Source organism: Arthrobacter sp. ZGTC212, from assembly GCF_002929255.1.
GTDB classification, from domain to species: Bacteria; Actinomycetota; Actinomycetes; order Actinomycetales; family Micrococcaceae; genus Arthrobacter_B; species Arthrobacter_B sunyaminii.
The window spans coordinates 261,449-286,534 of sequence record NZ_PJIJ01000001.1 but is presented as its reverse complement, the minus strand read 5'-3'; the positions used below and the strand labels follow the sequence as shown (position 1 = coordinate 286,534).

The 25,086-nt window shown below is 65.7% G+C and carries 25 protein-coding genes; 13 read left to right on the top strand and 12 right to left on the bottom strand.

Annotation, left to right across the window (positions count from 1 at the left end; all coding sequences use genetic code 11):
• Positions 1-6: 6 nt before the first annotated feature.
• On the top strand, positions 7-1,278 hold the full coding sequence (locus tag CXQ89_RS01435) for a multidrug effflux MFS transporter (RefSeq protein WP_104160040.1): 1,272 nt from the start codon (positions 7-9) through the stop codon (positions 1,276-1,278).
• 114 nt (positions 1,279-1,392) lie between these two features.
• Here CXQ89_RS01435 and CXQ89_RS01430 read toward each other — a convergent pair whose 3' ends face one another.
• Positions 1,393-1,908, bottom strand: a complete 516-nt coding sequence (locus CXQ89_RS01430) for a hypothetical protein (RefSeq protein WP_104160039.1) — start codon at positions 1,906-1,908, stop codon at positions 1,393-1,395.
• Positions 1,909-2,543: 635 nt separating this feature from the next.
• On the opposite strand from CXQ89_RS01430, the gene CXQ89_RS01425 reads away from it, so the two are divergent.
• Together CXQ89_RS01425 and CXQ89_RS18280 are read left to right on the top strand one after the other, a co-directional pair.
• A complete protein-coding gene (locus CXQ89_RS01425) occupies positions 2,544-3,497 on the top strand; it encodes a lantibiotic dehydratase C-terminal domain-containing protein (protein WP_181032198.1) in 954 nt (317 codons plus the stop codon).
• 282 nt (positions 3,498-3,779) lie between these two features.
• Positions 3,780-3,926, top strand: coding sequence for a hypothetical protein (locus CXQ89_RS18280; protein ID WP_181032197.1), 147 nt, complete (start codon positions 3,780-3,782; stop codon positions 3,924-3,926).
• A 3-nt stretch (positions 3,927-3,929) separates the two neighbouring features.
• Here the strand turns inward: CXQ89_RS18280 and CXQ89_RS01420 are convergent, their stop codons facing one another.
• The 3 genes from CXQ89_RS01420 to pstS form a co-directional block, all read right to left on the bottom strand.
• Complete coding sequence (locus CXQ89_RS01420; RefSeq protein WP_181032196.1) at positions 3,930-5,201, bottom strand: AI-2E family transporter; 1,272 nt, start codon at positions 5,199-5,201, stop codon at positions 3,930-3,932.
• Between the two features lie 31 nt (positions 5,202-5,232).
• Entirely contained in the window at positions 5,233-5,433 is a 201-nt protein-coding gene (locus CXQ89_RS01415; RefSeq protein ID WP_237685543.1) for a hypothetical protein, read from the bottom strand.
• A 112-nt stretch (positions 5,434-5,545) separates the two neighbouring features.
• Positions 5,546-6,661, bottom strand: a complete 1,116-nt coding sequence (gene pstS / locus CXQ89_RS01410; protein WP_237688626.1) for a phosphate ABC transporter substrate-binding protein PstS — start codon at positions 6,659-6,661, stop codon at positions 5,546-5,548.
• 249 nt (positions 6,662-6,910) lie between these two features.
• On the opposite strand from pstS, the gene CXQ89_RS01405 reads away from it, so the two are divergent.
• Positions 6,911-7,294, top strand: coding sequence for a DUF1304 domain-containing protein (locus CXQ89_RS01405; RefSeq protein ID WP_237688627.1), 384 nt, complete (start codon positions 6,911-6,913; stop codon positions 7,292-7,294).
• Positions 7,295-7,313: 19 nt separating this feature from the next.
• On the opposite strand, the gene CXQ89_RS01400 is transcribed toward CXQ89_RS01405, so the two are convergent.
• The 6 genes from CXQ89_RS01400 to CXQ89_RS01375 form a co-directional block, all read right to left on the bottom strand.
• Positions 7,314-8,231, bottom strand: coding sequence for a DNA-3-methyladenine glycosylase (locus CXQ89_RS01400; protein ID WP_104160037.1), 918 nt, complete (start codon positions 8,229-8,231; stop codon positions 7,314-7,316).
• A complete protein-coding gene (locus tag CXQ89_RS01395; RefSeq protein WP_104160036.1) occupies positions 8,231-8,917 on the bottom strand; it encodes an alpha-ketoglutarate-dependent dioxygenase AlkB in 687 nt (228 codons plus the stop codon). The genes CXQ89_RS01400 and CXQ89_RS01395 overlap by 1 nt, the downstream gene beginning before the upstream one ends.
• Complete coding sequence (locus CXQ89_RS01390; protein ID WP_104053751.1) at positions 8,914-9,483, bottom strand: methylated-DNA--[protein]-cysteine S-methyltransferase; 570 nt, start codon at positions 9,481-9,483, stop codon at positions 8,914-8,916. Before CXQ89_RS01390 ends, CXQ89_RS01395 begins: the two co-directional genes overlap by 4 nt.
• Positions 9,484-9,557: 74 nt before the next feature.
• Complete coding sequence (locus CXQ89_RS01385; RefSeq protein ID WP_237688628.1) at positions 9,558-10,073, bottom strand: RNA polymerase sigma factor; 516 nt, start codon at positions 10,071-10,073, stop codon at positions 9,558-9,560.
• 97 nt (positions 10,074-10,170) lie between these two features.
• The gene (locus tag CXQ89_RS01380; protein ID WP_104160034.1) at positions 10,171-10,680 is read right to left on the bottom strand and encodes a methylated-DNA--[protein]-cysteine S-methyltransferase; all 510 of its coding nucleotides are present in this window, start codon (positions 10,678-10,680) and stop codon (positions 10,171-10,173) included.
• 17 nt (positions 10,681-10,697) lie between these two features.
• Positions 10,698-12,191, bottom strand: a complete 1,494-nt coding sequence (locus CXQ89_RS01375; protein WP_104160033.1) for a SulP family inorganic anion transporter — start codon at positions 12,189-12,191, stop codon at positions 10,698-10,700.
• 289 nt (positions 12,192-12,480) lie between these two features.
• Here CXQ89_RS01375 and CXQ89_RS01370 point away from each other — a divergent pair, with 289 nt between their 5' ends.
• A complete protein-coding gene (locus tag CXQ89_RS01370) occupies positions 12,481-13,365 on the top strand; it encodes a dihydrodipicolinate synthase family protein (RefSeq protein ID WP_104160032.1) in 885 nt (294 codons plus the stop codon).
• Positions 13,366-13,378: 13 nt separating this feature from the next.
• On the opposite strand, the gene CXQ89_RS01365 is transcribed toward CXQ89_RS01370, so the two are convergent.
• Complete coding sequence (locus CXQ89_RS01365; RefSeq protein WP_104160031.1) at positions 13,379-13,858, bottom strand: CinA family protein; 480 nt, start codon at positions 13,856-13,858, stop codon at positions 13,379-13,381.
• Positions 13,859-14,005: 147 nt separating this feature from the next.
• Here CXQ89_RS01365 and CXQ89_RS01360 point away from each other — a divergent pair, with 147 nt between their 5' ends.
• From CXQ89_RS01360 to CXQ89_RS01340, 5 genes are all read left to right on the top strand, one after another.
• Positions 14,006-15,103 carry a glycosyltransferase gene (locus CXQ89_RS01360; RefSeq protein WP_104160030.1) on the top strand — a complete coding sequence of 366 codons (1,098 nt, stop codon included), beginning with the start codon at positions 14,006-14,008 and terminating at the stop codon, positions 15,101-15,103.
• Complete coding sequence (locus CXQ89_RS01355; RefSeq protein ID WP_104053423.1) at positions 15,100-16,167, top strand: glycosyltransferase; 1,068 nt, start codon at positions 15,100-15,102, stop codon at positions 16,165-16,167. The genes CXQ89_RS01360 and CXQ89_RS01355 overlap by 4 nt, the downstream gene beginning before the upstream one ends.
• Complete coding sequence (locus CXQ89_RS01350; protein WP_104160029.1) at positions 16,164-17,183, top strand: glycosyltransferase; 1,020 nt, start codon at positions 16,164-16,166, stop codon at positions 17,181-17,183. The genes CXQ89_RS01355 and CXQ89_RS01350 overlap by 4 nt, the downstream gene beginning before the upstream one ends.
• Entirely contained in the window at positions 17,180-18,028 is an 849-nt protein-coding gene (locus CXQ89_RS01345) for a glycosyltransferase family 2 protein (RefSeq protein WP_104160028.1), read from the top strand. The genes CXQ89_RS01350 and CXQ89_RS01345 overlap by 4 nt, the downstream gene beginning before the upstream one ends.
• A gap of 161 nt (positions 18,029-18,189) precedes the next feature.
• On the top strand, positions 18,190-19,743 hold the full coding sequence (locus CXQ89_RS01340) for a long-chain fatty acid--CoA ligase (protein ID WP_104160027.1): 1,554 nt from the start codon (positions 18,190-18,192) through the stop codon (positions 19,741-19,743).
• A 39-nt stretch (positions 19,744-19,782) separates the two neighbouring features.
• On the opposite strand, the gene CXQ89_RS01335 is transcribed toward CXQ89_RS01340, so the two are convergent.
• Positions 19,783-20,754, bottom strand: coding sequence for a DMT family transporter (locus CXQ89_RS01335; protein ID WP_104053427.1), 972 nt, complete (start codon positions 20,752-20,754; stop codon positions 19,783-19,785).
• 137 nt (positions 20,755-20,891) lie between these two features.
• Here CXQ89_RS01335 and CXQ89_RS01330 point away from each other — a divergent pair, with 137 nt between their 5' ends.
• The 3 genes from CXQ89_RS01330 to CXQ89_RS01320 all read left to right on the top strand — a co-directional run bounded on the left by CXQ89_RS01330 (position 20,892) and on the right by CXQ89_RS01320 (position 25,064).
• The gene (locus CXQ89_RS01330; protein WP_104053428.1) at positions 20,892-21,449 is read left to right on the top strand and encodes a CGNR zinc finger domain-containing protein; all 558 of its coding nucleotides are present in this window, start codon (positions 20,892-20,894) and stop codon (positions 21,447-21,449) included.
• Between the two features lie 210 nt (positions 21,450-21,659).
• Positions 21,660-24,302 carry a VCBS domain-containing protein gene (locus CXQ89_RS01325; protein WP_181032195.1) on the top strand — a complete coding sequence of 881 codons (2,643 nt, stop codon included), beginning with the start codon at positions 21,660-21,662 and terminating at the stop codon, positions 24,300-24,302.
• Between the two features lie 90 nt (positions 24,303-24,392).
• Positions 24,393-25,064: a hypothetical protein gene (locus tag CXQ89_RS01320; protein ID WP_104160025.1), complete on the top strand. Its 672-nt coding sequence runs from the start codon at positions 24,393-24,395 to the stop codon at positions 25,062-25,064.
• The last annotated feature ends 22 nt before the right edge of the window (positions 25,065-25,086 follow it).

The window sequence follows — 25,086 nt, the reverse complement described above, 5'->3', positions numbered from 1 at the left end:
GAAACCATGCCTGATTCCAGCACCACTCCTCCCTCCGCCGTGCACCGCACGAGCGGACAACTCATTCTTCTCCTGGCCCTGCTGACCGCGCTGGGCCCGCTGTCCATTGACCTATACCTCCCCGCATTCCCGGGCATGGCAGCTGATCTGGACACCACCGCAGCCGGCGTCCAGCTGACCATGACAACCTTCCTGGTAGGCCTTGGCCTGGGGCAGCTGTTTATTGGTCCGTTGTCGGACGGCATCGGACGGCGCAAGCCGCTGCTGGTGGGCACCTTTGTCTGCGCCGCGGCCAGCGTTGTCTGTGCGGTTGCTCCGAACGCGGAAATCCTGGCCGGCGCACGGTTCCTCCTGGGGCTGGGCGGTGCTGCCGGCGTCGTCCTCGCCAGGGCCATTGTCTCCGACACCGCCCGCGGTGCCGCCGCTGCCAAGCTGCTGGGCGTACTGACCATCATCTGCGTCATCGCCCCCGTCATTGCACCTCTGGCCGGCGGTGCGATCATTGCCGCCGCGGGATGGCGTGCGGTGTTCTGGACCCTGGCCGCCCTGATCCTGCTGCTCTCCGTCTGGGGCCTGTTTGGAGTCAAGGAGACTCTGGCCGCCGAAGACCGCAACCGCGGCGGCATCAAGACCACCCTGCACGTTGCCGGCATGGTCCTTAGCAACCGCAACTACACCGGCTACCTGCTGACCTTCTGCTTCGCCTTTGCCGGGCTGTTTGCCTACATTTCCGCCTCCCCGTTCATCATCCAGAACATCATGGGCCTGTCGGAAACCCGGTTCTCCCTGGTCTTCGCCATGAACGCCCTGTGCATCACGATTGTCAGCGTCATCGCCGCTGCGCTTGCCGGCAAGGTCGCCTACCGCACGATGATCTCCATCGGCCTGGTAGTGGCTGTGCTGGCGGCAGCCGGACTGCTGATTTTCGCGCTTTCCGGGACACCCATGGTTCCGATGCTGGTCCTGTTCGCTGTGTTCCAGGGATCCCTGGGCTTCATTTTTGGCAATGCCACAGCCCTGGCCCTCGGAGAAGCCGGCCATCATGCCGGAACGGGCTCAGCCTTCCTGGGCTGCCTGCAGTACGTGCTGGCAGCTGCAGTGGCACCCCTGGTGGGTCTCGGCGGAGAGGAAACGGCCGTGCCGATGGGCATCGCCATGGTCAGCTTTGCCCTGCTGGCAGCCATCTCCTACGTAACACTGACCCGCAAGACCAGCACAGCCCCCGCTGGTGACGAATCCGATCTGCCGGTCAAGGATGCCCTCCGGTCCGCCTCCTAGTTGCTTAACCTGCTGGACGCCCCGCGTCTGCACCTCGCTGATTCCCTTCCGGACGCCGTCAAGGCAACCGGAAGGGAATCTGTTTAACCGGCCCCACCGTGCCGGCCGCGACGGTCATGCACACAAGACGCACCGGCACGGGAGCGAGTCCGAACTGCCGCCTCCCCCGGACATTTGCCCCACGCCGCTGAGACTGGTCGATTCGAAGAGCTGGTCCAAAAATTCACCCACTAAGCCTTTGGCACAGCACCCGGACGGAGCCAGAACCGAAGGCAGCGGATACATCCGCTGCCTGTCGAGGTCCTCCACGTCGGTGTTCAGGTCTGCTGCCAGCACTTTCAACAACCTGCCCTCGACCCCCGGACTCATCGTTCGCCGCTTGGAAATCCGGTCAATCCTGGGGCCGAGCCCGCCGGCTGCGGCGCAGAGGTCCACATGCAGGCGCAGTACGTACTCCATAGCGATCAGATCCACCTCGTGGAGCGCGGGACCGTCGGTCCAAGCCACGTCGATGGTGGCAACGTCGTAGGCCACGAGAGGGAGGACCTCGAACTGCACTCCGGAGAAGGCACCCTCCAAAAAGGTGCTGAGCCTGCCGGCAACTTCCGCCGCCCACCAGTGGTCTTTCATGTGCCTTTGCCGATCCGTAAATGTTGGCTGACCAGCTGCGGGCCGCGGTTGCATCAGCCTTGCCGGCAAAAATGTCGTCGTCGGCAACGTATTGGATTGTAAGGCTCGGCAACCGTCCGCACCAGAGGGACCGGACACATGCCGGTTCTCCACCCGCTCCCCGTGCCCACGAGAAATCGACTTCCGCTGTGACGGTGTCGAGCCGGCATGAGGCAGCGCGCTCCGCGCATGTCTCCTGCGGGTGTTGTACCCCTTTTTTCCGCAGATGCAACTAGTTTCTCGGTTTTGAAGATAATTTGAAAAAGTCTCTGGTGGTTACGGCGTGGCTGCTGGAAGGATGTGAGCCTGACGGCATCACATCTTCATCCAGCCGGCAGACATTTTGTATCCGTATCCAAGCACCCGTCTAAGTTTCCACCCTCCGGCCGGCGCGGCAAGTGAAATCTTCTGATTCATGGCGCAGGCGCCGGATCCCGCCCGATGGCGACCCCCACCCCAACAGTGGTTCGACAGCGCCACCACTGTGTCCGCACCGCCGCCCGACTTGCCCCAGGCCGGACGGGCAGCGGTTTTCAATCTCTTTTCTCCAAAGGCCGGAAATCACCTTCGGCATGACGCAAACGGGAGGATCTCCAATGAGCCAGTTAGCAGCAGCACAACAGGTTAAGCCGCTGACCAACGGAGCCGAGTGGTGGTCACTGACCATCCAGCCTACAGATACGGACTTGTGCGACGCCGTCCTTGCTGACGTTGTCATCCCGCTGGCAGCTCAGGGCAGGTCCTGGGGCGCCCAGCGGTGGTTCCATACGCGGTGCATGGATCCGGCGCACCCCTTCATTCAGGTCCGGATCCTTGGTTCTCCCCGGGTCCTGGACCGGCTGGAATCCCTGATGCGCGCACTCGTTGACCAGGCCGCCCCCCGCCTCGGGGAGCTGCAGACTTCCGAATACCGGGAGGATGCCGTACCCACCCGGTGGGACTACGGGCCCGTCTCCCCCCGAGCCGAATCCGATCTGGCAAAGTACGGCGGGGCCGAAGGACTGGCCCTGGCGGAAGAGGTCTTCGAGCTGTCCTCTGATCTGGCAGCTTGGGCAACATCCCGCTTTCCGAAGGTAAACAGCCGGTCTTCCCTGGCCGCCCTGCTTCTCTTTGATGCCGGCTACGCCATGATGCGCGGGCCGCGGTCCCCGGTTTGGGCGGACCGCCGGGCCATTTCGTGGGACTTCTACTGGGACAGCCATCTTCGCAGCTGCACCGCGGGATCCGGCCCCCAGGCTGCCCACATGCGCAACGCCCTGACGTCCCAGCTGGCGCCACGGATCCTTCCGGCCCACCGACTGATGGCCGCAACAGCTTCGGAGCCGGCCGTGGACAATTGGCGCAAGCGCTGGTCCCGGGCCATCGACACCTACCTGTACCGGGCGGACAAGGTCAGGGCCAGCCGAAGCGCCCAGCAGCTGACCGTGTACCAAAGCCGCCTCATGCTCAACCGGCTGGGCATATCCGTCCGGGACGAGGCCGGGCTGGGACTATATGCACGGTCCTGGAGCAAGGAACGTGAAGCGGACTTCCTTCGGATGGCCCCCTAGGGAAAAGCCTGCGGCGCCCGCCATTACCGCAGCACTTTCAGGATCTTCACAGGTCAATTGGTAATACTAATAAGGCAACGCGAGGGGCGCTTCCGGAAGTGAGACCACCGGAGGCGCCCCGCCTCTTTAACCCGTCCTCTAACCGGTGAACTAACCGGTCAACGCCGGTTTCCGGCCCGTTTTTCCCCGTCTGTCCACTTTGACAAAATATGAAGGGACGAAGCGCGTGCCCTCCCGCGGCACGCAACACGGTAAACGGGAATCTGAAAGGCGGCCCCGGGCATGCACTTCTCCTGCACCTGCATTTACCATCCCCATCCGGTGACTGCCCGGCTGGAGATTGAGGTCTACGACCCCTTCTGCACTCAGCGGGTGCACCGCGTCTCCGGCTCCACCAAATACGAGCCCAACTACATCTTCCGCGGTTAGCTTTCACACACTGCCGGGCCGGCCAGCGTCCGGCGACATCTGAGCCTCAACCGGCTCGGGAGGCTGCGGCTGCGGTCCGTGAACCTCGTCCGCCCCGGCCGCAGCCGGCACCTCACCCGACACGGCGGCGTTGGCCGGGGTCAGCGACTGGTCCCGCAGATACCGCAGCACCACGATGCCGACGGCGGTGGCCGGGACCGCCAGGAACGCGCCGACGATACCAAAGAGCGTGCTTCCGACGGTGACGGCTCCCAGCACGACGGCGGGATGCAGCTTCAGGGTCTTGCCCACGAGGAAGGGCTGCAGGATGTTGGACTCCAGCTGCTGCACCACCAGCACCAGACCAAGGACAATCAGCGCTGTCACCCATCCGTGCGCCACCAGGGTGACCATGGTGGCCAGGACCCCGGTGGCCACGGCTCCGACAATGGGTATGAAGCTGGCAAAGAAGATCAGCACCATCAGGGCCAGGGCCAGCGGCACGTCCAGGAACCACAGGCCGAGGCCAATTAAGACGGCATCTGCCAGAGCTACGGTTGCCTGGGCAAAGATGTAGGCGGACAGGGTTTTCCATGCCTCTTCGGACACCCGGACCGCGTGCACAAAGGCTTGGTTGTTGGTCCAGCGGCTGGCCCAGGGCAGGAATTTGTCCCCGTCCTTCAGGCAGAAGAACGTGAACACCAGGGTCAGCAGGAACACCACGGTGACAGAGGTGACGGTTCCCAGCCCGGCGGTAATACCGGAAATGATGTCGCTGCTGTGTTCCTGCAGCTGTGCCAGACCGGCGTCGAGCAGTTCATTGAAGTCAACCGTCTGGACGGCGAAGGGAAGCCCGGCAACGAAGTCGCTGAGATCCTGAAGATTCTCCCCTGCCCGCCGGACCAGTTCTTTCGAGCCGGACGAGATTGAGGGAAGCACCAGAACGGCCACGGCGGCGACGGCAGCCAGCAGGCCCACGAGGGAGAGCAGTGCGGCAATCCCCTTGGGCAGCGCCTTTCGCAGAACCCGGTTCACCGGCCACAGGATTGAGGACAGCAGCAGGGCCAGCAGGCCGGGAAGGGCGATGGACCACAGCGACCGGATACCGAACCACACCACCACCAGCCCGGCCAGCACGATCAGCCCCCGGGCAACCCATACCGATGATGCGGCGAGGCCGCGGGCAAAGGTGCCGCGGGGCTTCAACCTGCCGCTGCCGGAAACCGCACCGGCCGCAGATGACGCTTCGACAGAAGATTTTTGGGGCGGCGAGGCTGGAGAATCGGTCGTAGTCACCGTTCCATCTTGCCTCACCCGGCAGGGGAAGTTATTCCGTCAGCTGCGGCTGGGTTTCGATGAAGACCCAGTCCCGTTCCCCAAGAATCGGCTCAATCACCGGGCCGCCCGCTTCCGCGATGCGGTCCTGCACCTTTCGTGGGAGGCCTTCGTCACGAAGGTTCTCCCGCAGCCACATTTTGGCCGAACCGTCTAGATACGGCCACCAGCGCTCGATCTGGATCGGTTGCATTGCTGCCCCCTTAAACTCGCGGTGAAACAACGTTGCCACCGCGGTCCGGACCGCGCAAGGGGGGTTGCCTAAGTGGCGGCCGCCCAAGGTGACAGGCGGCCGATGCGCCCAGCTAGGGCAGGGTGCCGATGCTTTCGATGGACTCGCGGGCCTGTTCCGCCAGGGTTGCCGGGATGGGAGCACTCTTGGCAGCGTCCTCCGAGGCCGCCTGTCCTTCGTCGCTGACCACGTACAGCCCAAACGCCTTTACCAGCTCCACTGTGTTCGGATCCTCATAGCCGCTGCAGTAGATCTGGTAGGAAACAAGAACCAGCGGATAGGCGCCGGGGACCGTGGTGGTGCGGTCCAGGTGGAGGGCAATGTCATGGGGGCCGCGGTCCGGAACGCGGCTGGCCTGTTCGACGGCGATTGACGCGCCCTCTGCACTGATCGGAACGTACTCCTCCCCGACCAGCAGATTGACGGTGCCCATGGAGTCGTCGATGACGGAATCGTCCGCGTAGGTCACGGCACCCTCGGTGCGGGTCACCGTGCTGACCACACCGGCGTTCCCCTGTGCGTTTTCACCGCCCAAACCGCCCGGCCATGTCCCCGAAGGGCTGTCCTGCCAGGCATCAGGAGCGGCGTCATGCAAATACTCGGTGAAGTTCTCGGTGGTGCCGGAGTCATCGGCCCGGCTGACCGGAGTTACCGGGAGGTCAGGGAGATCAACCCCGGGATTCTGCCCGGCAATGGCGGGATCATTCCACCTGACAATTTCGCCGCGGAAGATCCGCGCGATGGTTGCGGCGTCCAGGTTGAGGGAATCGATGCCCGGCAAATTGAAGGCCACGGCAATCGGTGAAATGTAGGCCGGAATATCCAGGGCGCCTCCCGGGCCGCAGACTTCGCGGGCCTGCTCCAATTCCTCCTCCTGCAGATAGGCATCCGAGCCGGCAAAATCCACGGCCCCGGCCAGGAGGGCGCTGCGGCCGGCGCCGGAGCCGTCCGGGGAATACTGCAGCTGAACCTTCGGGTGAAGGAGGCCGAAGCCTCCAATCCAGGCGTCCATGGCCGGTCCCTGGGCGCTGGACCCGGAGCCGGAAAGAATGCCGGAGAGAGTGGAGGTGCTGTTTTCCGCTGCTTCGCGCTGCGCGTCGCCCAGTGGATAGTCCGATCCGCAGGCGGACAACGCCAGCGCGGCGGCGGCAACCACGGCAAGAGTGCGGGCGGGACGGGGTTTCGGCACGGAGGCTGTCCTTCCGGGGACTGTGACTGTGGGCCGGTTTAAGTGCCCACACGAGCTCCCGGAGGAAAGACCGGGCGCCTCTTCAAGGCTAGCGGCCATTCCCGCTCCTCCGCCAACCGAAAGACCTTCCGGCCCTTGGCCGCCCGCAGTGCCGGTGAAACGATGGAAAGACCGCGACGGCTGCCTCTTTTGTTCCCGGACGGAAATCCGGACCCGGAATCAGCTGTCATCGGCCCAGGAGGAGTCAAAGTGCTCATTACCGCAGCCGTCTTTGCCGTGATTGCCGCGGCTATTCATCTGTACATCTTTGTGCTGGAGTCCCTGCGCTGGACTGCGCCGGCAACCATGGCGGTGTTTAGAATCTCCACTCCGCAGGAAGCTGCCTATACCCAGGGCCTGGCCTATAACCAGGGCTTCTACAACCTCTTCCTGGCCGTGGGAGCGATGCTGGGTGTAGTTCTGCTCGGGGCCGGCAGCCGAGTGGCCGGGCTGACCCTGATGAGTTTTGCCGCTGCGTCAATGGTGCTGGCCGCTTTGGTCCTGGTGTTCAGCAACCGCCGGATGATCCGTCCGGCCCTTATTCAGGGCGGGCCGGCCCTTGTCTGCCTCGCGTTCACCCTGCTCGGTGCCTGACGGTGCTCTTATCGCTTGGCTATTCCGTTCGGGCAGCCCCGTAGGCAGCTGCAGTCCACAGGTGGAACAGGGCATAGGCACGCCACGGCCGCCAAGGTTCGGAGAGCGCCGCCGCCGCACGCGCCGTCGCAACTCCCAGCGCCCGCTTAAGCACCAGGTCGTCGGCCGGATACGCGTCCCGGTCACCGAAGACACGCACCGCAAGATAATCGGCGGTCCAGGGCCCAACTCCCGGCAGCGCCAGCAGTGCGCTCCGGGTTGATCCGGCGTCAGCTTCCGGGCTGATCTCCAGCCCGGAAGCCACTGCTCCGGCCAGCGCGGTGACGGTGCGTGCCCGGGCGTGTGTCAGCCCCACGGCCAGCTGCAGTTCCGACGGCGGCACGGCAGCCAGCTCTTCAGGCGAGGGGAAGGCACGCAGCCCGTCCCGTTCGGCACCGCCGTAGGATGCCGCGAGCCGGGCGCCGAAAGTACGGGCAGCCGCCAGCGAGACCTGCTGGCCCAGCACCGTCTGGACTGCGGTCTCGAAGCCGTCCACCGATCCCGGCACCCGCAAACCCCGGGACACCGCCACCAGCGGAGCCAGAAGGTCAAAACCGGAGAGAAACGGATCAATGACGGCCGGATCCGCCTCCAGATCCAGCCAGCGCCGAACCAATGCGAGCACCGCGGCTTCTTCCTGCCCCCGGGCCTTCGCCGGAGTCGCCCCATCCAGGGAAAGCTCTGCCTCCACGGCGCCCGGATGGCCGAACCGGACGCGGACCAGAGCCGGCCCGGACGGCGCGGGCACCAGGCGCTCCACCCAGGCCCCGTCGTCGTCGTATTCCGCCCGCTCCACCCCGGGCACTGCGTGGGCCGCAAGCGCGCGGAAGAGCGGCTGCCAGGCGAACGGTTCGGCGCAGGGCAGAACGTGCCGGACACTCCGGGTCAGCGCCGGCATCAGGACAAACCGGTCATGCGCAGGGTGATGTTGATCCGGCCCCGGGCAAGTCCGGAAGCGGGGTCGGCGGTGTCCGGAAAGGTCTTCGGCACACCGTGGTATGCAAACCGGGAGGGGCCGCCAAACACGAAAAGATCACCGGAATTCAGCTCAATATCGGTGAACGGCCGGGTCCTGGTCAACGTATTCCCAAAGCGGAATATACAGGTGTCGCCGATGCTCAGGGAAACCACAGGGGCGCTGGACTTCTCGTCCTTGTCCTGGTGCATGCCCATGTGGGCGCCGTGCGCGTAGTAATTGATCAGCGCCGTGTCCGGGGTGTAATCCTCGGGTTTCCACAGCTCCGGGGCGTAACCGGGCCGGCCGGGGGTGGCGTACGCTTCGGCCAACGCCCGCCGGCCCAGGGTGATCAGCCAGTCGGGCACGTCGGCCACCCGTCCGCCGCCGGCGTCGTCCGCAGTGCGGGTGTACTTGTACGGCTGCCAGTGCCAGCCCAGGCATACCGTCTGCACCGACATCGGATGCCCGCCCGGCATGACGGCGGCGCGCATGGGCACCGGTCCCACCGCCCACTGCCGGCAGGCCCGGACAATCTCCCGCTGGGCCGCCAGGTCCAGCCACCCGGGTACGTGGACGGCGCCCGGCCCCGGTTCGGTACGTTCGGGCGGAAAGAGTGCATTGTTCATGCGGCTGCCTCCAAGTTCAGCAGGAGCCGTTTGGCAGCAGGGCCGCCGCGGTAGCCGCCCGTGCTGCCGTCCGAGCGCACCACCCGGTGGCAGGGCACCACCACGGGCAGCGGGTTCAGGGCGCAGGCGGTCCCGACGGCTCGGACCGCGCCGGGGCTTCCTGCCAGGGCGGCAACGGCCGAATATGTTGCAGTGGATCCGTAGCCAATGTCCCGCAGATGCTCCACGACGGAGCGGCGGAACCCTGCCGTTAGCCGCAGGTCCAGGGGCAGGTCGAAAGTGCGGCGGGTTCCGTCAAAGTACTCGGTGATCTGAGCGGCGGCGGCTTGGAGCCGGTCCGGTGCAGCCAGGATCCGGGGGCTGATGCGTTCGGCCAGCAGGGCCAGCACGGCGTCATGGTCTTCACAGTCAAAGGCCACCCGTACCAGGCCTGCATGCGTGGCGGCCAGCAGCAGCTTCCCCACCGGGGTCTCAACAACTGTGTACCCCACATCCAGCAGCCCGGCTTGCTCGGCGGCAGCCCCCAGACGTTTCTGCAGCCGGTCCAGGGTGTCGCGGTCGGCCATCTCCCGTCCGGGTCCCGGCTCCTGAATCAGGCGTTCCAGCGGGCTTTCCTGCATTGGGTTGTCCTGCAGCGGGATCATCGGGACTCCTCCAGGTTCAGGCTGCGCAGTTTCTTCATGCCGTCCGCTGCCGACCGGCGGCACGCTGCCTCGGTTCCACCCAGCAGCACTGCCACCTCGGCATAGGGCAGGCCCGCCAGGTGGTGGTAGGCAAGGGCTTCACGCTGGCGCTGCGGCAGAGTTTTGAGTGCCTCCCACAACGGGTCAAAGCACTCGGAGCCCTCCGGTGCACTGCCGTTTCCAGGGGCACGGGCAACGGGCCCCGGGCGGAACGCGGTCTCGGGCAGTTCACCGACGGGCACCGGCCGCCGGCCGGCGGCACGGTGGACGTCTATGGCCTTGTGCTTGGCGATCGTCACCAGCCAGGCCTGGATGTTGGCCCCCGGCGGCAGCCCGGGATAAGCGCGCAGAGCGGCCAGGAACGTTTCCGACCAGGCGTCCTCGGCGTCCTGCGGGCCCAGCACGGCACGGCAGACCCGCAGCACGGCCGGGCCGTGCTCCCTGACAATGGCTTCGAACGGTTTCACTTCCACACCCGGTAGACGTTTCCGAAACAGTTTTTGTGAGCCGGCTCCGGTTTCAGCTCCCATGGTCTCACCGCACGGGCTCCCCGGCCTGCGCCCGCGGGTTTCAGAACAGCATGTCCTGGACCCGCCGGGGATCCTCCAGCCCCAGCAGAAAGTGCTTGCGCTGCAGCCCGCCGGCATAGCCGGTCAGCGCACCGGCCGCGCCGACGACCCGGTGGCAGGGAATGATGACGGAAACCGGATTGCGCGCATTGGCTGAACCGACGGCCTGGGCCAGGTTTTTATCGCCCAGCTCGCGGGCCAGGTCGCCGTAGGACCGCGTTGCACCAAAAGGAATCTCCTGCAGGAGGGCCCAGACCCGCTGCCGGAACGGATTTCCCGCCGGGGCGAGCGGCAGATCGAACTCCCGCCGGTCACCGACGAAGTACTCGCCCAGCTGGTCCCGCGTCCGCGCCAGGACAGCGGCAGCGTCCAGGGGTACCTGCGCGCCCAGCGTGTCCGGCGCAGGTCCGCGCCGGTGGTTCTCCATGTACACCGCCGTAAGGGCACCGCCGTCGGCCACCAGGGTCAGTAACCCGATGGGCGAAGGGATGACGGCATGCACGGCACTCATGAGCCGAGCGTAGCGCCTTAGCCGCCCAGCTGGCCGCTGAGCCGGGAACGGATGGCATCGGAGGAGTCATTCAAACCGGTAATGCGGACGGTCTTGCCCCGGCTCCGGTACTTTTCCGTGATGGCGTCCAGCGCGGCCACGGTCGAGGCATCCCAAACATGCGAGGCGCTGAGGTCAATCAGCACGTCATCCGGATCCAGGGCGTATTCAAACTGGGTGTAGAGGTCATTGGAGGAGGCAAAGAACAACTCGCCGCGCACCGTGTAGGTGACCGTGCCGCCGTCGTCCGCCGCAGCGCGCTGCACGGTGACGAAGTGCGCCACCCGGCGCGCGAACAGCACCATGGCGGCGAGGGTTCCCGCTCCGACGCCGATGGCCAGATTGTGGGTGAACACCGTGGCCACGACGGTGATGACCATGACGGCTGTTTCGGACTTGGGCATGCGGCGCAGGGTGGAGGGCCAGATGCTGTGCCAGTCAAAGGCCGCCCAGGCGACGAAGATCATCACGGCCACGAGTGCCGCCATGGGGATCAGCGCCACGATGTCCCCGAGTGCCACCACCAGGATGAGCAGGAACACTCCGGCCAGGAAAGTGGAAATCCGGGTGCGGGCACCCGAGGCCTTGACGTTCATCATGGTCTGCCCGACGACGGCGCAGCCGCCCATGCCGCCGAAGAAGCCGGTGACGATGTTGGCGATGCCCTGACCGGCCGCCTCACGCGGCTTGGAGGACCGGGTGTCGGTGATGTCATCGACCAGTTTGGCGGTCAGGAGGGATTCCAGCAGGCCCACAAAGGCCATGGCGAGGGCGTACGGAGCGATGATCTGCAGCGTCTCGAGGGTCAGCGGCACGTCGGGAAACAGCAGGGCGGGGAGACTGTCGGGCAGCGCACCCTTGTCCCCGACCGTGGGGATCTCCCAGCCCGCGGCAACGGCGGCAACGGTCAGCACCACAATCGCCACCAGCGGTGCGGGCACCGCCGTCGTCAGCCGGGGCAGGCCGAAAACAATCACCAGTCCGACGGCGACCACCGGGTAAACCAGCCAGGGCACGCCGATCAGCTCGGGCAGCTGGGAGGAGAAGACCAGGATGGCCAGGGCGTTGACGAAGCCCACCATCACGGAGCGAGGGATGAAGCGCATGAGCTTGGCGACGCCGGCGAGCGCCAGCAGGATCTGCAGGATGCCGGCCAGGATGACCGTTGGCACCAGATACTGCACGCCGTGGCTGGCCACCACCGGGGCGATGACCAGGGCGACGGCGCCGGTGGCAGCGGAGATCATGGCCGGGCGGCCGCCCACGAAAGCGATGGTGACTGCCATGGTGAAGGACGCGAAAAGACCCATCCGCGGATCCACGCCGGCGATCACGGAGAACGCGATTGCTTCGGGGATCAACGCCAGGGCCACCACGAGTCCGGCCAGGACCTCGGTTTTCAGCAGCCGCGGCGAGCGCAGCGTGGACAGGACAGACTGCCGGGCGGCCGGGGCAGGTGCACTTGGTGTCATAGCGGGCAAGGCTGTTCCGTTCGGATGTGCTGGGAGGATCCGGTGGCCGGGACGGGGTGTGCGGGGCCGTGCGTCGAATCCGCTTCCAGATTACCGCCGCGCAGGCACCCTCCGATCCGGCTCCGCGGCGCGGGCGGCCGATGTCACACTGGCCCGGGCTCTGCGAGGAGGGCGGTGATGTTCTGCTGACAGGACCTGACCTCTCCGGAACGTCTTTGTCTGGGAACATAATGCATACTAATGCGCAGAGGAAAGTGTGTTCGCTGCACATAATCGGAGGGAGCGTGCATTGTTTACCGGCCTGAGCGCTTTTCCCCTGACACCGCTGCACAATGACGCCGTGGATGAAAGTGCTTTTGTCCGCCTGATGGTGCGGCTGGCCGAGTCCGACGTCGATTCGATCGCAGTGCTGGGCTCCACCGGTTCCTACCCCTATCTGAGCGCCGGGGAGCGCCGGCGCGTGGTGCAGCTGGCCGCGGCAAGTGCTGGATCGAAGCCGCTGATCGTCGGGGTCGGGGCGCTGCGCACTTCCGAGGTCCTGGCCCATGTCCGGGCTGCGGAAGAAGCAGGCGCCGCAGGGATCCTGCTGGCTCCGGTGAGTTACCAGGCCCTGACGGACGACGACGTTTACGGCCTTTTCCGGGAAGTCACGGACTCCTCCAATTTGCCGGTCATTGTTTATGACAATCCCGGCACGACCCATTTCACTTTCAGCACCGCACTTTACGGCAGAATTGCGGAGCTGCCCGGAATAGCGTCGATCAAAATCCCTCCGGTATCCGCCGCAGCCGCACCGGAAAGGGTCAGAGCCGTCCGTGCCGTGATTCCGGACCATGTAACCGTCGGCATCTCCGGGGATGCTGCTGCCGCCGGCGGACTCACCGCCGGGTGCGACGCGTGGTACTCAGCCGCCGCGGGCACCCTGCCCGGCGAGATGGTGCGGATCATGCGTGCCGCACAGGAAGGCCGGTACGAAGACGCGGCAGCCGAGTCTGCACGGATGGCTCCGCTGTGGGAGCTCTTTGCCGAACACGGGAGCCTGCGCGTCATTGCGGCCGTCGCCGAGCAGCTGGGCCTGGCTCACCGAAACTGCCTCCCCCTGCCGGTGCACGGGCTGGGGGTACTGGAACGCAGGCACCTTGCCGGCGTCGTCGAGAAGCTGGAACTCGCGTAACCGCCCCGCAGTCTTAAACCTTCCGGGCCAGGTCGTACAGCTGCTGCAGCGCCGCGGCCTCGGTCTTTTCCAGCACTTCCGTCGGGTCTCCGTCAAACAAGTGCTCGGCGTGGCCTGTTTTCCCGTGCAGGCTCCAGCCGATGAAAACGGTTCCGGCCGGTTTCCCTTCCAACGGTCCCGGGCCGCCCGCCCCCGTGGTGGAGACGGTCAAATCGGCGTTGAACAACCGGGCAGCTCCCGCGGCCATTTCTTCAGCACACCGCGCAGTCACAACGGGGCCTTCACTGACACCCAGCACGGTCTGCTTGATTTCCGTCAGGTAGGCAACGATCCCGCCGCTCAGCCACTCGCCGGTGCCCCCTCCGCGGCCCAGGGCGCCGGTAAGGTTGCCGCAGGTCAGCGACTCGGCGGTTGCCACCGTCAGGCCGGCCCGCTCCACTTCATCAGCGATCAGCTGCGGGAGTTCCTCCAGGGGGTTTGTCACCGCGTCCATATACAGCTTTGCCACCTTCCAGCGTCCGTATGCTATTGATTACTAACGGTACTTACTATTTCATCTCCCGCGCCGCTCCCGGTTCTTACCGGGCACGGCGCCTTGAAGAAGCGGGGTCACAGATTGCAGCCGCGGAACTCCATACGGGTGGCGAGTATTCCTTCCGGACACGTCTACGTCCGCCATCTGGACCCCCTGCCGGGAACTGCGCCGGAAATCCCCGAGATTGTCCGCCTCCCGGATCCGGACCCGGACTCACCGGACAACCCGGCCACGGGCAAATGGTGGCCGCCGGTGATGCTCTCCGCCCAGTGGATTGACGCCAACGCGGATCTCTTCGATGTGTTCCACATCCACTTCGGCTTCGACGCCCTGGACCCCCGGGACCTGCAGGAGGTGGTGGCGGCGCTCCGGCGGAACGGCAAGCCGCTGGTCTACACCGTGCATGATCTGCGCAATCCGCACCACGAGTCCCCCGCCGCCCACGACGCCCACCTGGATGTCCTGATTCCCGGCGCTGACGCGCTGATTACCCTGACCGAGGGTGCCGCGGCGGAAATTGAACACCGCTGGGGCCGCCGCCCGGACGTCATTGCCCACCCGCACGTCGTCGAACCCCAAACCATGGCGCAGTATGCCCGGCGCGCCGAGGAAGCCGGGAGCGGCGGCCCCTACCGCGTGGGAGTGCACGTCAAGAGCCTCAGGGCCAGCATGGACCCCCTGCCGGTGATCCGGGTGCTGCTGGAACTCGCCCGGGAAGACGGCGGCATGGTGGTTCAGGTGAACGGGCACTGCGATGTCCTGGAGCCCGGCGGCGCACGGTACGACGCCGAGCTGGCGCAGTTCCTGGAACGAAAGTCCCGTTCCGGCGAACTCGAACTGCACATCCACGACTTCCTGCCGGATGATCAGCTCTGGGACTATCTCGCCGGACTGGATCTGTCAGTGCTCCCCTACCGCTTCGGCACCCATTCGGGCTGGCTGGAAGCCTGCCGGGACCTCGGCACCGCGGTGGCCGCACCCGACTGCGGTTTCTATGCAGATCAAGGTCCGGTGTTCGGTTACTCCCACAATGAGGACGGACTGGACGCCGCCTCCCTGAAAGCAGCCGTCCGGGCCGCACGGCACGCCGGCCCGCCCGCGCCGCTTGAGCCCCGCGCCCGGGCCGAGCAGCGGAACGCCATTGCCGCCCGTCACGCGGAACTCTACGCGGAGCTCCTCGAGCGCAGCGGTGTGCTGCAATGAGGCTCTGCATCATCGGCCCTTCCCGCTTCCCCATCAGCGAACCGTTCGCCGGCGGCCTGGAGGCGCACACCCACGCCCTGGTCTCCGCCCTGACGGCCCGCGGGCATGAAATCACCCTCTTCGCAGCGGCCGGTTCCGACCCGGAGCTCCGGGTAAACTTCCTCGACATCCCGGTCTTCGAAATGAGCCAGACGGCGCGGAACGACGTCGGAGCCCTCCCCGAGCAGTGGATGGCAGAACATCATGCGTATCTCTCGCTCATGCTCGACCTGGCCGAACACGGGCATGAAAAGTACGACGCCGTCCTGAATACCAGCATCCACCACCTGCCCATTGCCATGTCCCGAATGCTCCGCGTCCCGCTGATCACCACCCTGCACACGCCTCCGGTGGGATGGATCGAGTCGGCAATCCGTGTGCGCGGCGACGCCACACGGTTTATTGCCGTTAGTTCCCACACCCGAAATGCCTGGGCGGACCTGGTGGACAGCACGGCCATCCTGAACGGTATCGACACCGGGCGCTGGCAGCAGGGCCCCGGCGGCGGCTCCGCCATCTGGTTTGGCCGGATTGTGCCGGAGAAGGGAACGGCCCTTGCCATCCAAGCGGCCAAAGCGGCGGGAATCCCCCTGGACCTGGCCGGCCCGGTCTTCGACAGCAGCTACTTCGAATCCGAAGTCCGCCCGCATCTTGGCACGGACATCCGCTACTTGGGACACCTGGACCATTCCCATCTGCGCCGGGCCGTCCAGGGCGCCTGCGCAGCGCTCGTTACCCCGCGCTGGGATGAGCCGTACGGCCTGGTGGCGGCCGAAGCCCTTGCGGCAGGCACCCCGGTTGCCGCCTTCGAGCGGGGCGCCCTGCCCGAAATCCTCACTCCGGACTGCGGTCGCCTTGCACCGGCGGACGACGTCGGCGCCCTCGCCGTGGCCCTGCGCGAGGCGTCCGCTCTGGACCGGAACGCCGCGCGGCGCCGGGCTGAGACGTTCTGCTCCCATGAGCGGATGGTGGACGAGTACGAAGCACTGCTTCTTGAAGCCAGCCGGCAGATGGTCACAGCATGATCGGCTACTACATCCATCATCAGGGCATGGGGCACCTGCGCCGGGCCCAGGCAATCGCAGCGCATCTGCCGGCCGGAAGTGTGACGGCTCTGTCCTCTCTCCCCCGGCCCGGCGGCTGGGACAACCCGTGGATCCAGCTGGACCGGGATGACACCGGTTCGGAACCGGCATCCGTGGATGCCAACGGCCGGCTGCACTGGGTGCCGCTGCACGACGCCGGGCTGCGCGAACGCATGGGACAGCTTTCGGCCTGGCTGCGGGAGGCTGCTCCGGCTGTTCTGGTTGCCGACGTCTCGGTTGAAGCCGCCCTGCTGGCACGGCTGCACGGCGTTCCCGTGGTCTCCGTGGCGCTGCCCGGGCTGCGCGGGGACCCTGCCCACACGCTTGGTTTTGGAATTTCGGACGCCGTGATTTCGGCCTGGCCACCTGAAGCACCGGACATGCTCGCCGTCTCGGATGACTGCCTCAGCGGAAAACTGGTCCCTGTCGGCGCGATCTCCGGCATCCCGGTCCGGCCCGGACGCCCGCCCGGGCCTGTCACCCGGGTCCTGGTGCTGGGCGGCGCCGGCGGCGGCGGGATGAATGACGCCGACATCGAGGACGCCCGGCGCCAGACACCCGGTGTGGAGTGGGTTGCGCTGGGGACAAACCCCGGAAACCGGACCGCGGATCCTCTCCCGCATCTCAGGGATGCTTCCCTGGTGGTCACCCACGCCGGGCAGGGTGCAGTGGCGGATGCTGCGGCAGCCGGTGTACCCGCAGTGGTCGTCCCCCTGGAACGGCCCCATCAGGAACAGTTCACCACCGGCCGGGCACTGTCCCGGATGCCCGGACTCCCCGTCATCGTCTCGCGCAGTTTCGCCCGGGGTGACTGGGCCCAGGTACTGGCAGCTGCCGAAAAACTGGACGGCCGCGGCTGGGCTGTCTGGAACGACGGTCAGGGAGCGGCCCGCGCCGCGCAGGTCATCGCGGACGTGGCCGCACCAAGAACCGTCCCGGCGGGAGCGGCGCCGTGAAGGTCACTGTCATCACCCTGGTGCACGGCCGGCACGCCCATCTGGCGGCGCAGCAGCAGGCGCTGCTTCGCTCCTCGCAGCTGCCCGATGACTACGTGCTCGTCGCCATGGATGACCCCGAAATTGCCGCTTCCTTCCCGGACCCGCGCCTGCCCGGAACCGTCGTCGAACTCCCCCGGACGGGCACGGCGCTGCCGCTGGCCAAGGCCCGGAACGCCGGGGCGCGTGCAGCACTGCAGCGCGGCGCTGATCTGCTGCTCTTCCTGGACGTCGACTGTCTCCCGGGAACGGACCTGGTGGCCGGCTACGCAGCGGCAGCCAAGGATGACGCCGTCGCAGCGCGGCTGCTCTGCGGCCCGGTCACTTATCTGGAGCCGCCCGGACCTGGGGGCTACTGCCTGGACCGGCTCCAGGATTTGGACTCGCCGCACCCCGCCCGGCCTGCCCCGCAACCGGACGAGATCATCCCTGAGGACAACCCGGATCTGTTTTGGTCCCTGTCCTTTGCCGTCACGGCGGCAACATGGGACCGGATCGGCGGGTTCTGTGAGGACTACACCGGCTACGGCGGCGAGGACACCGATTATGCACGCCTGGCCGGGCGGGCCGGGGCCGGTCTGGCCTGGGTCGGAGCGGCACGGGCCTACCACCAGTTCCATCCCACTCAGGATCCACCCGTCCAGCATCTGGCGGACATTGTGCGGAACGCCAACCTGTTCCACGCCCGCTGGGGCACCTGGCCGATGGGCGGCTGGCTGCAGGGATTCCGTGAACTGGGACTCATCAAGGGCGGGCACGGGACAACGCCCTGCGCCCTCACCGATCAGATGGGACAACCAGCCTGAACGGAGCGTGTTCCGGCGGCGGAAAATTTCACCGCTTCACCCCGTCGGAAGATGTCCGGGCAGGTTACACTGCGTACATACCGCTCAGTATGTGATGCTGGTCACCCATTTGGCCAGTTGGATGCTGACCTGCGTTCCATGTCTGGTCAAAGGAGATCTTCATGCAAAACCTCGCCGGAATTCTCACCGATACGGCAGCCCGGATTCCGGACCTCCCGGTCCTGAAACTCGATGACACCACGGTCACGTATTCGCTGCTCGATGCCATGAGCGCAAAAGTCGCCGGCGTCCTCGCGGACCGCGGGATTGAACCGGGAGACCGGGTTGCCCTGATCATGCCCAACATTCCCCAAATGGCTTTCGCATACTACGGGGTGCTTCGCTACGGCGCCGTGGTGGTGCCCATGAATCCGCTTCTCAAAGCACGCGAAGTGGCTTATCACCTGCAGGATTCCGGCGCGAAGCTGGTTTTTGCCTGGGAGGGTATTGCCGCCGAAGCAGTGGGCGGCGCCGAGGAAGCCGGCGGCATCGAGGTTATCCCCGTGGATGCCGGCGGCTTTCTGCAGCTGCTGGCTGAGGCTGACCCGGTGATTGAGGTGCAGGACGTGGACGGGGAGGACATCGCCGTCATTCTCTACACCTCGGGCACCACGGGACGGCCGAAGGGCGCCGCTCTGACACACAACAATCTGGTCAGCAACGCTGAGATCTCACGGAACCTGCTGCACACCCTGGAATCGGACGTCATCTTCGGCGGACTGCCGTTCTTCCATGTGTTCGGTCAGACGTCAGCGCTGAATTCCGCGGTCATGGCCGGTGCCTCGATCAGCCTGCTCCCGCGGTTCGATGCCGGAAAGGCACTGGAGATCATTGAGCGCGACGGCGTCACCATCTTTGAGGGCGTCCCCACCATGTACGTGGGCATGCTGCGTCATCCGAACCTGGCTGCGACTGATGTTTCCACTCTCCGCGGAGCGATAACGGGCGGCTCGGCCATGCCGCTGGAGGTGCTGCATGAGTTCGAACGGGTTTTCGGCACTCAGCTGCTGGAAGGCTACGGCCTTTCCGAGACCTCACCCGTGGTCTCCTTCAATCTGCCGGGCCCGGACCGCATGGCCGGCTCCATCGGCAAGGCGGTGGACGGCATGCTGGTGCGCGTGGTGGACCAGGACGGCGCTGATGTGCCGGTGGGGGAAGTGGGCGAGCTTGCCGTTCAGGGCACCGGCGTGATGAAGGGGTACTGGAACAACCCCGAGGCAACGCAGGCGGCCATTCCGGACGGCTGGTTCCGCACCGGAGACCTGGGCCGGGTCGACGAGGCCGGAAACATCTACATTGTGGACCGCAAGAAGGACGTCATTCTGCGCGGAGGTTACAACGTCTATCCCCGCGAGGTTGAGGAGGTGCTGTACGAGCATCCCGCCGTCGCGGAAGCTGCCGTCATTGGTGTCCCCGATGAACTGCACGGTGAGGAAATTGTGGCAGTGGTGGGCCTGAAGGAGGACGTCCTGCCTGCCGACGACGGTGCCCGGGCAGCGCTGCTCGCTGAGATCCGTGACTTCGCCAAGGACCGGCTGGCAGCCTACAAGTATCCCCGGCGGGTCCTGCTGACCGACGCCCTGCCCAAGGGGCCCACGGGCAAGATCCTCAAGCGCGAGATCCGGGTGGATGCTGCAGCGGGTGCGAACGAGGCGCAGGTCGAACCGCAGGTTTAGTCGACGGGCCCGCCGCAGCGTGCAACCGGGCGGCGGGCCTCAGGCCGACGGGTCCGGCTCCGGCAAAGCCTCCCCGGGCATACCGGCGGTTTTGTCGGAGCGAACCAGCACCACACCCAGCACAATCAGGGCACCGCCGATCAGCTGCACGGTGCCGGGCAGTTCGGACAGGAACAGCCAGGCCCAGAGCACCGCAAACAGCACTTCGGTCAGCGACACAAAGGAGGCCACGCGGGATCCGAGGGTCCGTGCTGCCACAATCCCGGTGACATAGGCCAGCACCGTCGAGAACAGCACCAGACCCGCCAGTGGAACCCACCACGGGGCCACCCGGCCGGCCAGCACCACGTCGCCGGTGCTGAAACCGGTGGGAAGAATGCCCACGGCGCCCAGCACCACCATGGTGGCCGCCCCCACGATCATCCCTCCGGTGGCCAGCACGAGCGGCGGCAGGGAGTCGTTCTGCCTGGCGGTAAGGAAGAAGTAGATGGCAAGGCACACTGCCGCCGCCAGGCCCCAGAGGACACCCACCGGATCCAATTGCACCTCCCCGCCGATGTCCAGTACGAGCACAAGTCCGGCGATTGCCGCCAGGGCTCCGCCGATGGTCTTCAGCCCGGGCCGCCGCCGCGTGGCGGCCCAGATCCACAACACCATGAGCACGGGTGCCAGGAACTCCAGGAGCAGCGCCACACCTACTGACAACCTTTCCACTGCATTGAAGTAGAAGAATTGACAGCCCGCGACGCCAATGAATCCGAACGCAAGGATGGTTTTCCAGTTCTCATGGACCTGATGCCAGCGGCCGTGCAGCACAAGCAGCGCCGGGATGAACAGCACCAGGGCGGCACCGCCCATGCGGACAGCAACGGCCGAAGTGGACGTCCACCCCGTTTCCAGCAGAGATTTGGCAAACGACCCCGAGAGACCAAAGACGGCAGAGGACAAGAGGGCAACCGCAATGCCCGTGCTGCCCGGCTTCCCTCCGGTGCTCCCGGAACTGTCAGCCATCGTGGGCTCCTTGCCCGCGTAACGTTTCACGATGCCTCCAAGAGAGCAGAAGAGAGTCCCTCGGGACCTGTCAGGTTCATTCTGACCCCTAGACCATTACACTGAGAAGACCTGTTACCAACATGTCAGGAATCATAATGGCTTTAGGACATGACACTGCGGACTCGCTCAGCACGGCGGCAGCGCTTATCAACACCGCAGCAACCGGTCCCGATGCCCTGCTCACCCCTGCCGATTTGGACGTGTTCCTGGCCCGGGAGCGTTTCAGCGGGTCCCGCACGCACACCGCTGCGGAACTGCGAGCGGTCCGGCATCTCCGGACCGGACTGCGTCAGCTGTGGACCGCGGACGAAGAGCGCCTGGCAGTCGGCGTGAACCAATTGCTGCGCAACGCCCGCGCTTTGCCGCAGGTGGTTCGCCACGACGAGTGGGGATGGCATCTGCACTGCACCTCGCCCGCGGCGCCCCTGGAGGAACGGCTGGCCACAGAGGCTGCCATGGCGCTGGCGGACGTCCTGCGCGGCGGCGAGCTGGACCGGCTCGGAACCTGTGCCGCTCCGGATTGCACGGCGGTCATCCTCGACCTGACCCGCAACCGGTCCAAGCGTTACTGCGACACGGGAAACTGTGGAAACCGAGAGCATGTTCGCTCCTACCGCAGCCGGCGGGCGGCAACACAGAAGGCCGCCCGCTGACGCCCGCAGCTTTCTTGCCTCCACTCTCCCCAAAACTGGTAAGTGGTCTTGTTAGTTTAGTCACCTGAAGCTATGATCACGTTGAGCTTCGTCCGCCGTCTCGGCGAACGGCTATTCAACACAGTCTCGATTCCGCGATGTTCCGGCCAGGGTTACCCCTGTGCCAATTACGGAGATGCGGTCTGTGCCAGTACAAAATGGGGGTTTCAATTGCAGGACAACTCGAGCGCGTTTTACAAACGCGTGGGCGCCTTGGGCGCCGCAACAGCACTGGCGGTGAGCGGAGCGTTTATCGCTTCGCCGGCCATCGCCTCTCCGGCCGCAGAGCCGGACATCACACCAGCCACCGCAACCGCCGAAGCGCCGGTTGACGAGACCGTCGTTGAAGAAACGGTTGTCGAAGAGGCCGTTCCCGCTGAAGAAGCTCCCGCCGAAGAGGCAGGAACCCTGGCTCCCGGCCTGGCCGAAGCCCTTCTGCGCGACCTCGGCATGACAGTCGAGGAATTCGAGGCAGCCGGCGAGCTGGGCCAAAAGGCAGCAGATGCCCTTCCCAGGCTCCAGGCCACCGAAGGCTTCGTAAGCGTTGTCATCGAAGACGGCAAGATTGTCATCACCGGTTCGGGAGAGGCCCTTGAGGCCCTCGCCCTCGAGCTGGATGCCACTCTGGTGGCCCCCGCAGCCAAAGAAGGCGATGTTGAGGCCGCCGAGCCGGAGGCTGAGGCCACCGAGGCAGCCACCGGGGCTCCCAGTGCCGAGCCGACCGAAGCTGCCGAAGAACCGGCGGCAGAGGAAGAAATCGCTGCTCCGGTAAGCCTCGCGGGCGACCCCCGCGAAGTCATTAGGAACCTTCGCACCGAATACATCTCCAGCGTCGGTGTGGAAGGCCTGCAGTCCATCATGCTGACGGCTGAGGGCTATGTCATCAAGGCGAAGAAAGCTGCGCCCGCTGTTGTTGATGGTTCGCTGCTCGCCGAGCGCCTTGCCGAAGCAGCCGGAACCACTCCGGCCGATGCCTTCGCCAAGAACAATCCCAGCGTTACAGTCATCGACGCGTCCGGTCCGGCCAATGCCCTGGAGGACGTTGTTAACGGTCACGGCTACGCCACCTTCACCGGCAACTCCGGCGGATCGTGCTCTATTGGCTTCAACGCCTTCAATGCCGAAGGTGCTCCCGCCGTGATCAGCGCCGGACACTGCGCCGATGACGGCCAGGCCACGGACACCATCCTTACAATTCCGGCAGACGACCCCGCAGGCAACGGCACCCAGCCTTCGCTGGGTTCCGACCTGGGCACCTGGGGATTCTCTCAGTTCGGCGGCGAGAACAATTCACCCACCGAGGTCGGCTCCACGGAGAACATCGGCACCGATATTGGTGTCATCAACGGCATCAACAGTGACCTTGACCTGCTGCCCGAGGTCACCCAGTGGACCAATCCGCAGGACCTGACGGCCGACACCGTCAAGGTCACCGGAACCACCGACCCCGTTGTCGGCGCTCCGATGTGCAAGTCCGGCCGCACCACCGGCTGGAGCTGCGGTGACGTCTCCGCCATCGGCGAGTTCTACGTGGGCGCCGCAGATGGAGCCCGCGGCGTATGGGGTTTTGAATCAACTATGCATGAGAAGAACGCGGCACCGGGTGACTCCGGCGGATCCGTGATTTCCGGTTCCAATGCCATGGGCCTCGTCAGTGCCGGCCCCGAGGATGGAAATTACTTCTTCTCCACCACTCTTTCCGACGGCATGTTGCGCCTGCCCGGCTACTCCGTTGCCGTGTTCGTTGACGCGCCGGCTCTGACTTCGCATGAGGACAAGGGCACCGTTCTGACCGACGCGGCCATCAGCGGCACGGCTCCGGCGGGCAGCACGGTCAAGCTCACCGTCAACGGTGAGACCGCGGACCTCGACGTCGTGAACGGAACCTGGAGCTTCCCGGCTCCGGCCACCGTTCCCGAAGGCGGCAAGTTCGAGTTCAAGGTCCAGGCCATCAACGGCCACAACAAGTCCAAGGCTGTCTCCTACGAACTGACCGTTAAGGAAGCCCCGCTGGCTGCTCCGGTCATCACCAACCCGGCTGCCGACGCACAGATCGCCGATTCGCTCACGACCATCACGGGCACCGGCGCTGCGACCGCCAAGGTCACTGTGAAGGTCTCCGGCAACAAGACTGTCGAAGACGCCGAGGAAACAGACACCGCGGAAACACTCGCCGTCGAAGCCGTTGACGAAGAAGGAACCGCCACCGTCGACGCCGACGGCAACTGGGAGTACAAGCTCGAGGACGCACTGTCCTACGGCGACTACACCGTCACCGCGGCGCAGGACGGAGTCGCGGGCAAGCTTGCATCCCCCGCGGCGACGTCTAATTTCTCCGTCATCCTGAACAAGCCGATCATCACCTCGATCGAAAACGGCCAGGAGTTCGCTGAGGGCTCCACCCCCAGCGGCTTGTCCGGCACAGGTACCGCCCAGGCGGACATCTCCGTAACGATCGGTGACACCACACTGACTGCAACTGTTGCCGACAACGGCAGCTGGAGCGTCAACGGTTTCCCCGCCCTGCTTGCGGGTGACTACACGGTTTCCGCCGTGCAGCAGCTCTCAGGTGCAACCTCTGCCTCCACTGACATGGCCTTCACGGTCAAGGCAGTTGTCATCGAAGAGCAGGCACCGCCCGTAGCTCCCCAGCCGGGCGACCCCACACCGGTACCCGCACCGGACAACAACGGTGACGGCCTGCCCGATACCGGCGCTGCCGGCATGGGTCTCTTTGCCGGAGCAGGCGCACTGCTCACCATCGGTGGCATCAGCGCCCTTCTGATGAACCGCCGCCGGATGCAGGACGCCTAATCTGCGGCTAGCGTGAAAATACCAAAGCGGGTCCCGGCCTTGTGCCGGGGCCCGCTTTGGTATTTCGTACTTGGAAACCCAGGAGGCAAGATGTCCATCCCGAAAAAGACCCGCGGCGCGGCTGCGGCACCGGTTGCGGCGCTGGCCACCGCTGTCCTGTTGCTCCTCAGCGGCTGCGGGCAGGATCCACAGTCTCAGGGGCCCTCTGCATCCCCGGCTTCCGCGGGCGCAGACTCATCAGCGAATTCCAAAACCCCGGCAACCGCTGCCGCACCGGACAGCACCGCCGCCGGGACGACGGGCGCCGTTCCGGCCACTCCCTCTGGCCCCGACACAGCAATGGATGAAAACATGACCCAGCTCCTGCAGCTGCACACACAGCTGAAAACCGATCTTGGTTCCGCATATTCCGATGCCTGGATCGAGGACAACCAACTTCACGTGGCCGTTACCACCCCGGAAGCCGAAGCGGCAGTGACGGAAGCCGGAGCCGTTCCCCACCTGGCCCAGTTCACGGCTGACCAGCTCAGGGATGCTGTGGATGCGTTCAAGACCTGGCTGGGCACGGACTCGGCTCCGCAGGTCCAGCTGCACTGGCTCGGCACCAGCGGACGGACCGGAAGCATCACGGTCCGAGTTCCGGCAGACCAGGTCCACCCCCTGACCGATGCCGTAGCTACCCAGCAGCCTACCGGGGCGGTAAAGGTCATTGTGGAGGAGTCCAGCGGCCCCGCAACCCCCCTCGCCACAAACGGACCGTAAACGGGCAACTGGCTGGTCCGGT

Coding starts and splice junctions, on each gene's coding strand:
- CXQ89_RS01435 (WP_104160040.1), top strand. CDS start 7: ATGCCTGATTCCAGCACCACTCCTCCCTCCGCCGTGCACCGCACGAGC.
- CXQ89_RS01430 (WP_104160039.1), bottom strand. CDS start 1,908: ATGAAAGACCACTGGTGGGCGGCGGAAGTTGCCGGCAGGCTCAGCACC.
- CXQ89_RS01425 (WP_181032198.1), top strand. CDS start 2,544: ATGAGCCAGTTAGCAGCAGCACAACAGGTTAAGCCGCTGACCAACGGA.
- CXQ89_RS18280 (WP_181032197.1), top strand. CDS start 3,780: ATGCACTTCTCCTGCACCTGCATTTACCATCCCCATCCGGTGACTGCC.
- CXQ89_RS01415 (WP_237685543.1), bottom strand. CDS start 5,433: ATGCAACCGATCCAGATCGAGCGCTGGTGGCCGTATCTAGACGGTTCG.
- CXQ89_RS01400 (WP_104160037.1), bottom strand. CDS start 8,231: ATGCCGGCGCTGACCCGGAGTGTCCGGCACGTTCTGCCCTGCGCCGAA.
- CXQ89_RS01395 (WP_104160036.1), bottom strand. CDS start 8,917: ATGAACAATGCACTCTTTCCGCCCGAACGTACCGAACCGGGGCCGGGC.
- CXQ89_RS01390 (WP_104053751.1), bottom strand. CDS start 9,483: ATGGCCGACCGCGACACCCTGGACCGGCTGCAGAAACGTCTGGGGGCT.
- CXQ89_RS01380 (WP_104160034.1), bottom strand. CDS start 10,680: ATGAGTGCCGTGCATGCCGTCATCCCTTCGCCCATCGGGTTACTGACC.
- CXQ89_RS01375 (WP_104160033.1), bottom strand. CDS start 12,191: ATGACACCAAGTGCACCTGCCCCGGCCGCCCGGCAGTCTGTCCTGTCC.
- CXQ89_RS01365 (WP_104160031.1), bottom strand. CDS start 13,858: ATGGACGCGGTGACAAACCCCCTGGAGGAACTCCCGCAGCTGATCGCT.
- CXQ89_RS01355 (WP_104053423.1), top strand. CDS start 15,100: ATGAGGCTCTGCATCATCGGCCCTTCCCGCTTCCCCATCAGCGAACCG.
- CXQ89_RS01350 (WP_104160029.1), top strand. CDS start 16,164: ATGATCGGCTACTACATCCATCATCAGGGCATGGGGCACCTGCGCCGG.
- CXQ89_RS01340 (WP_104160027.1), top strand. CDS start 18,190: ATGCAAAACCTCGCCGGAATTCTCACCGATACGGCAGCCCGGATTCCG.
- CXQ89_RS01335 (WP_104053427.1), bottom strand. CDS start 20,754: ATGGCTGACAGTTCCGGGAGCACCGGAGGGAAGCCGGGCAGCACGGGC.
- CXQ89_RS01330 (WP_104053428.1), top strand. CDS start 20,892: ATGGCTTTAGGACATGACACTGCGGACTCGCTCAGCACGGCGGCAGCG.
- CXQ89_RS01320 (WP_104160025.1), top strand. CDS start 24,393: ATGTCCATCCCGAAAAAGACCCGCGGCGCGGCTGCGGCACCGGTTGCG.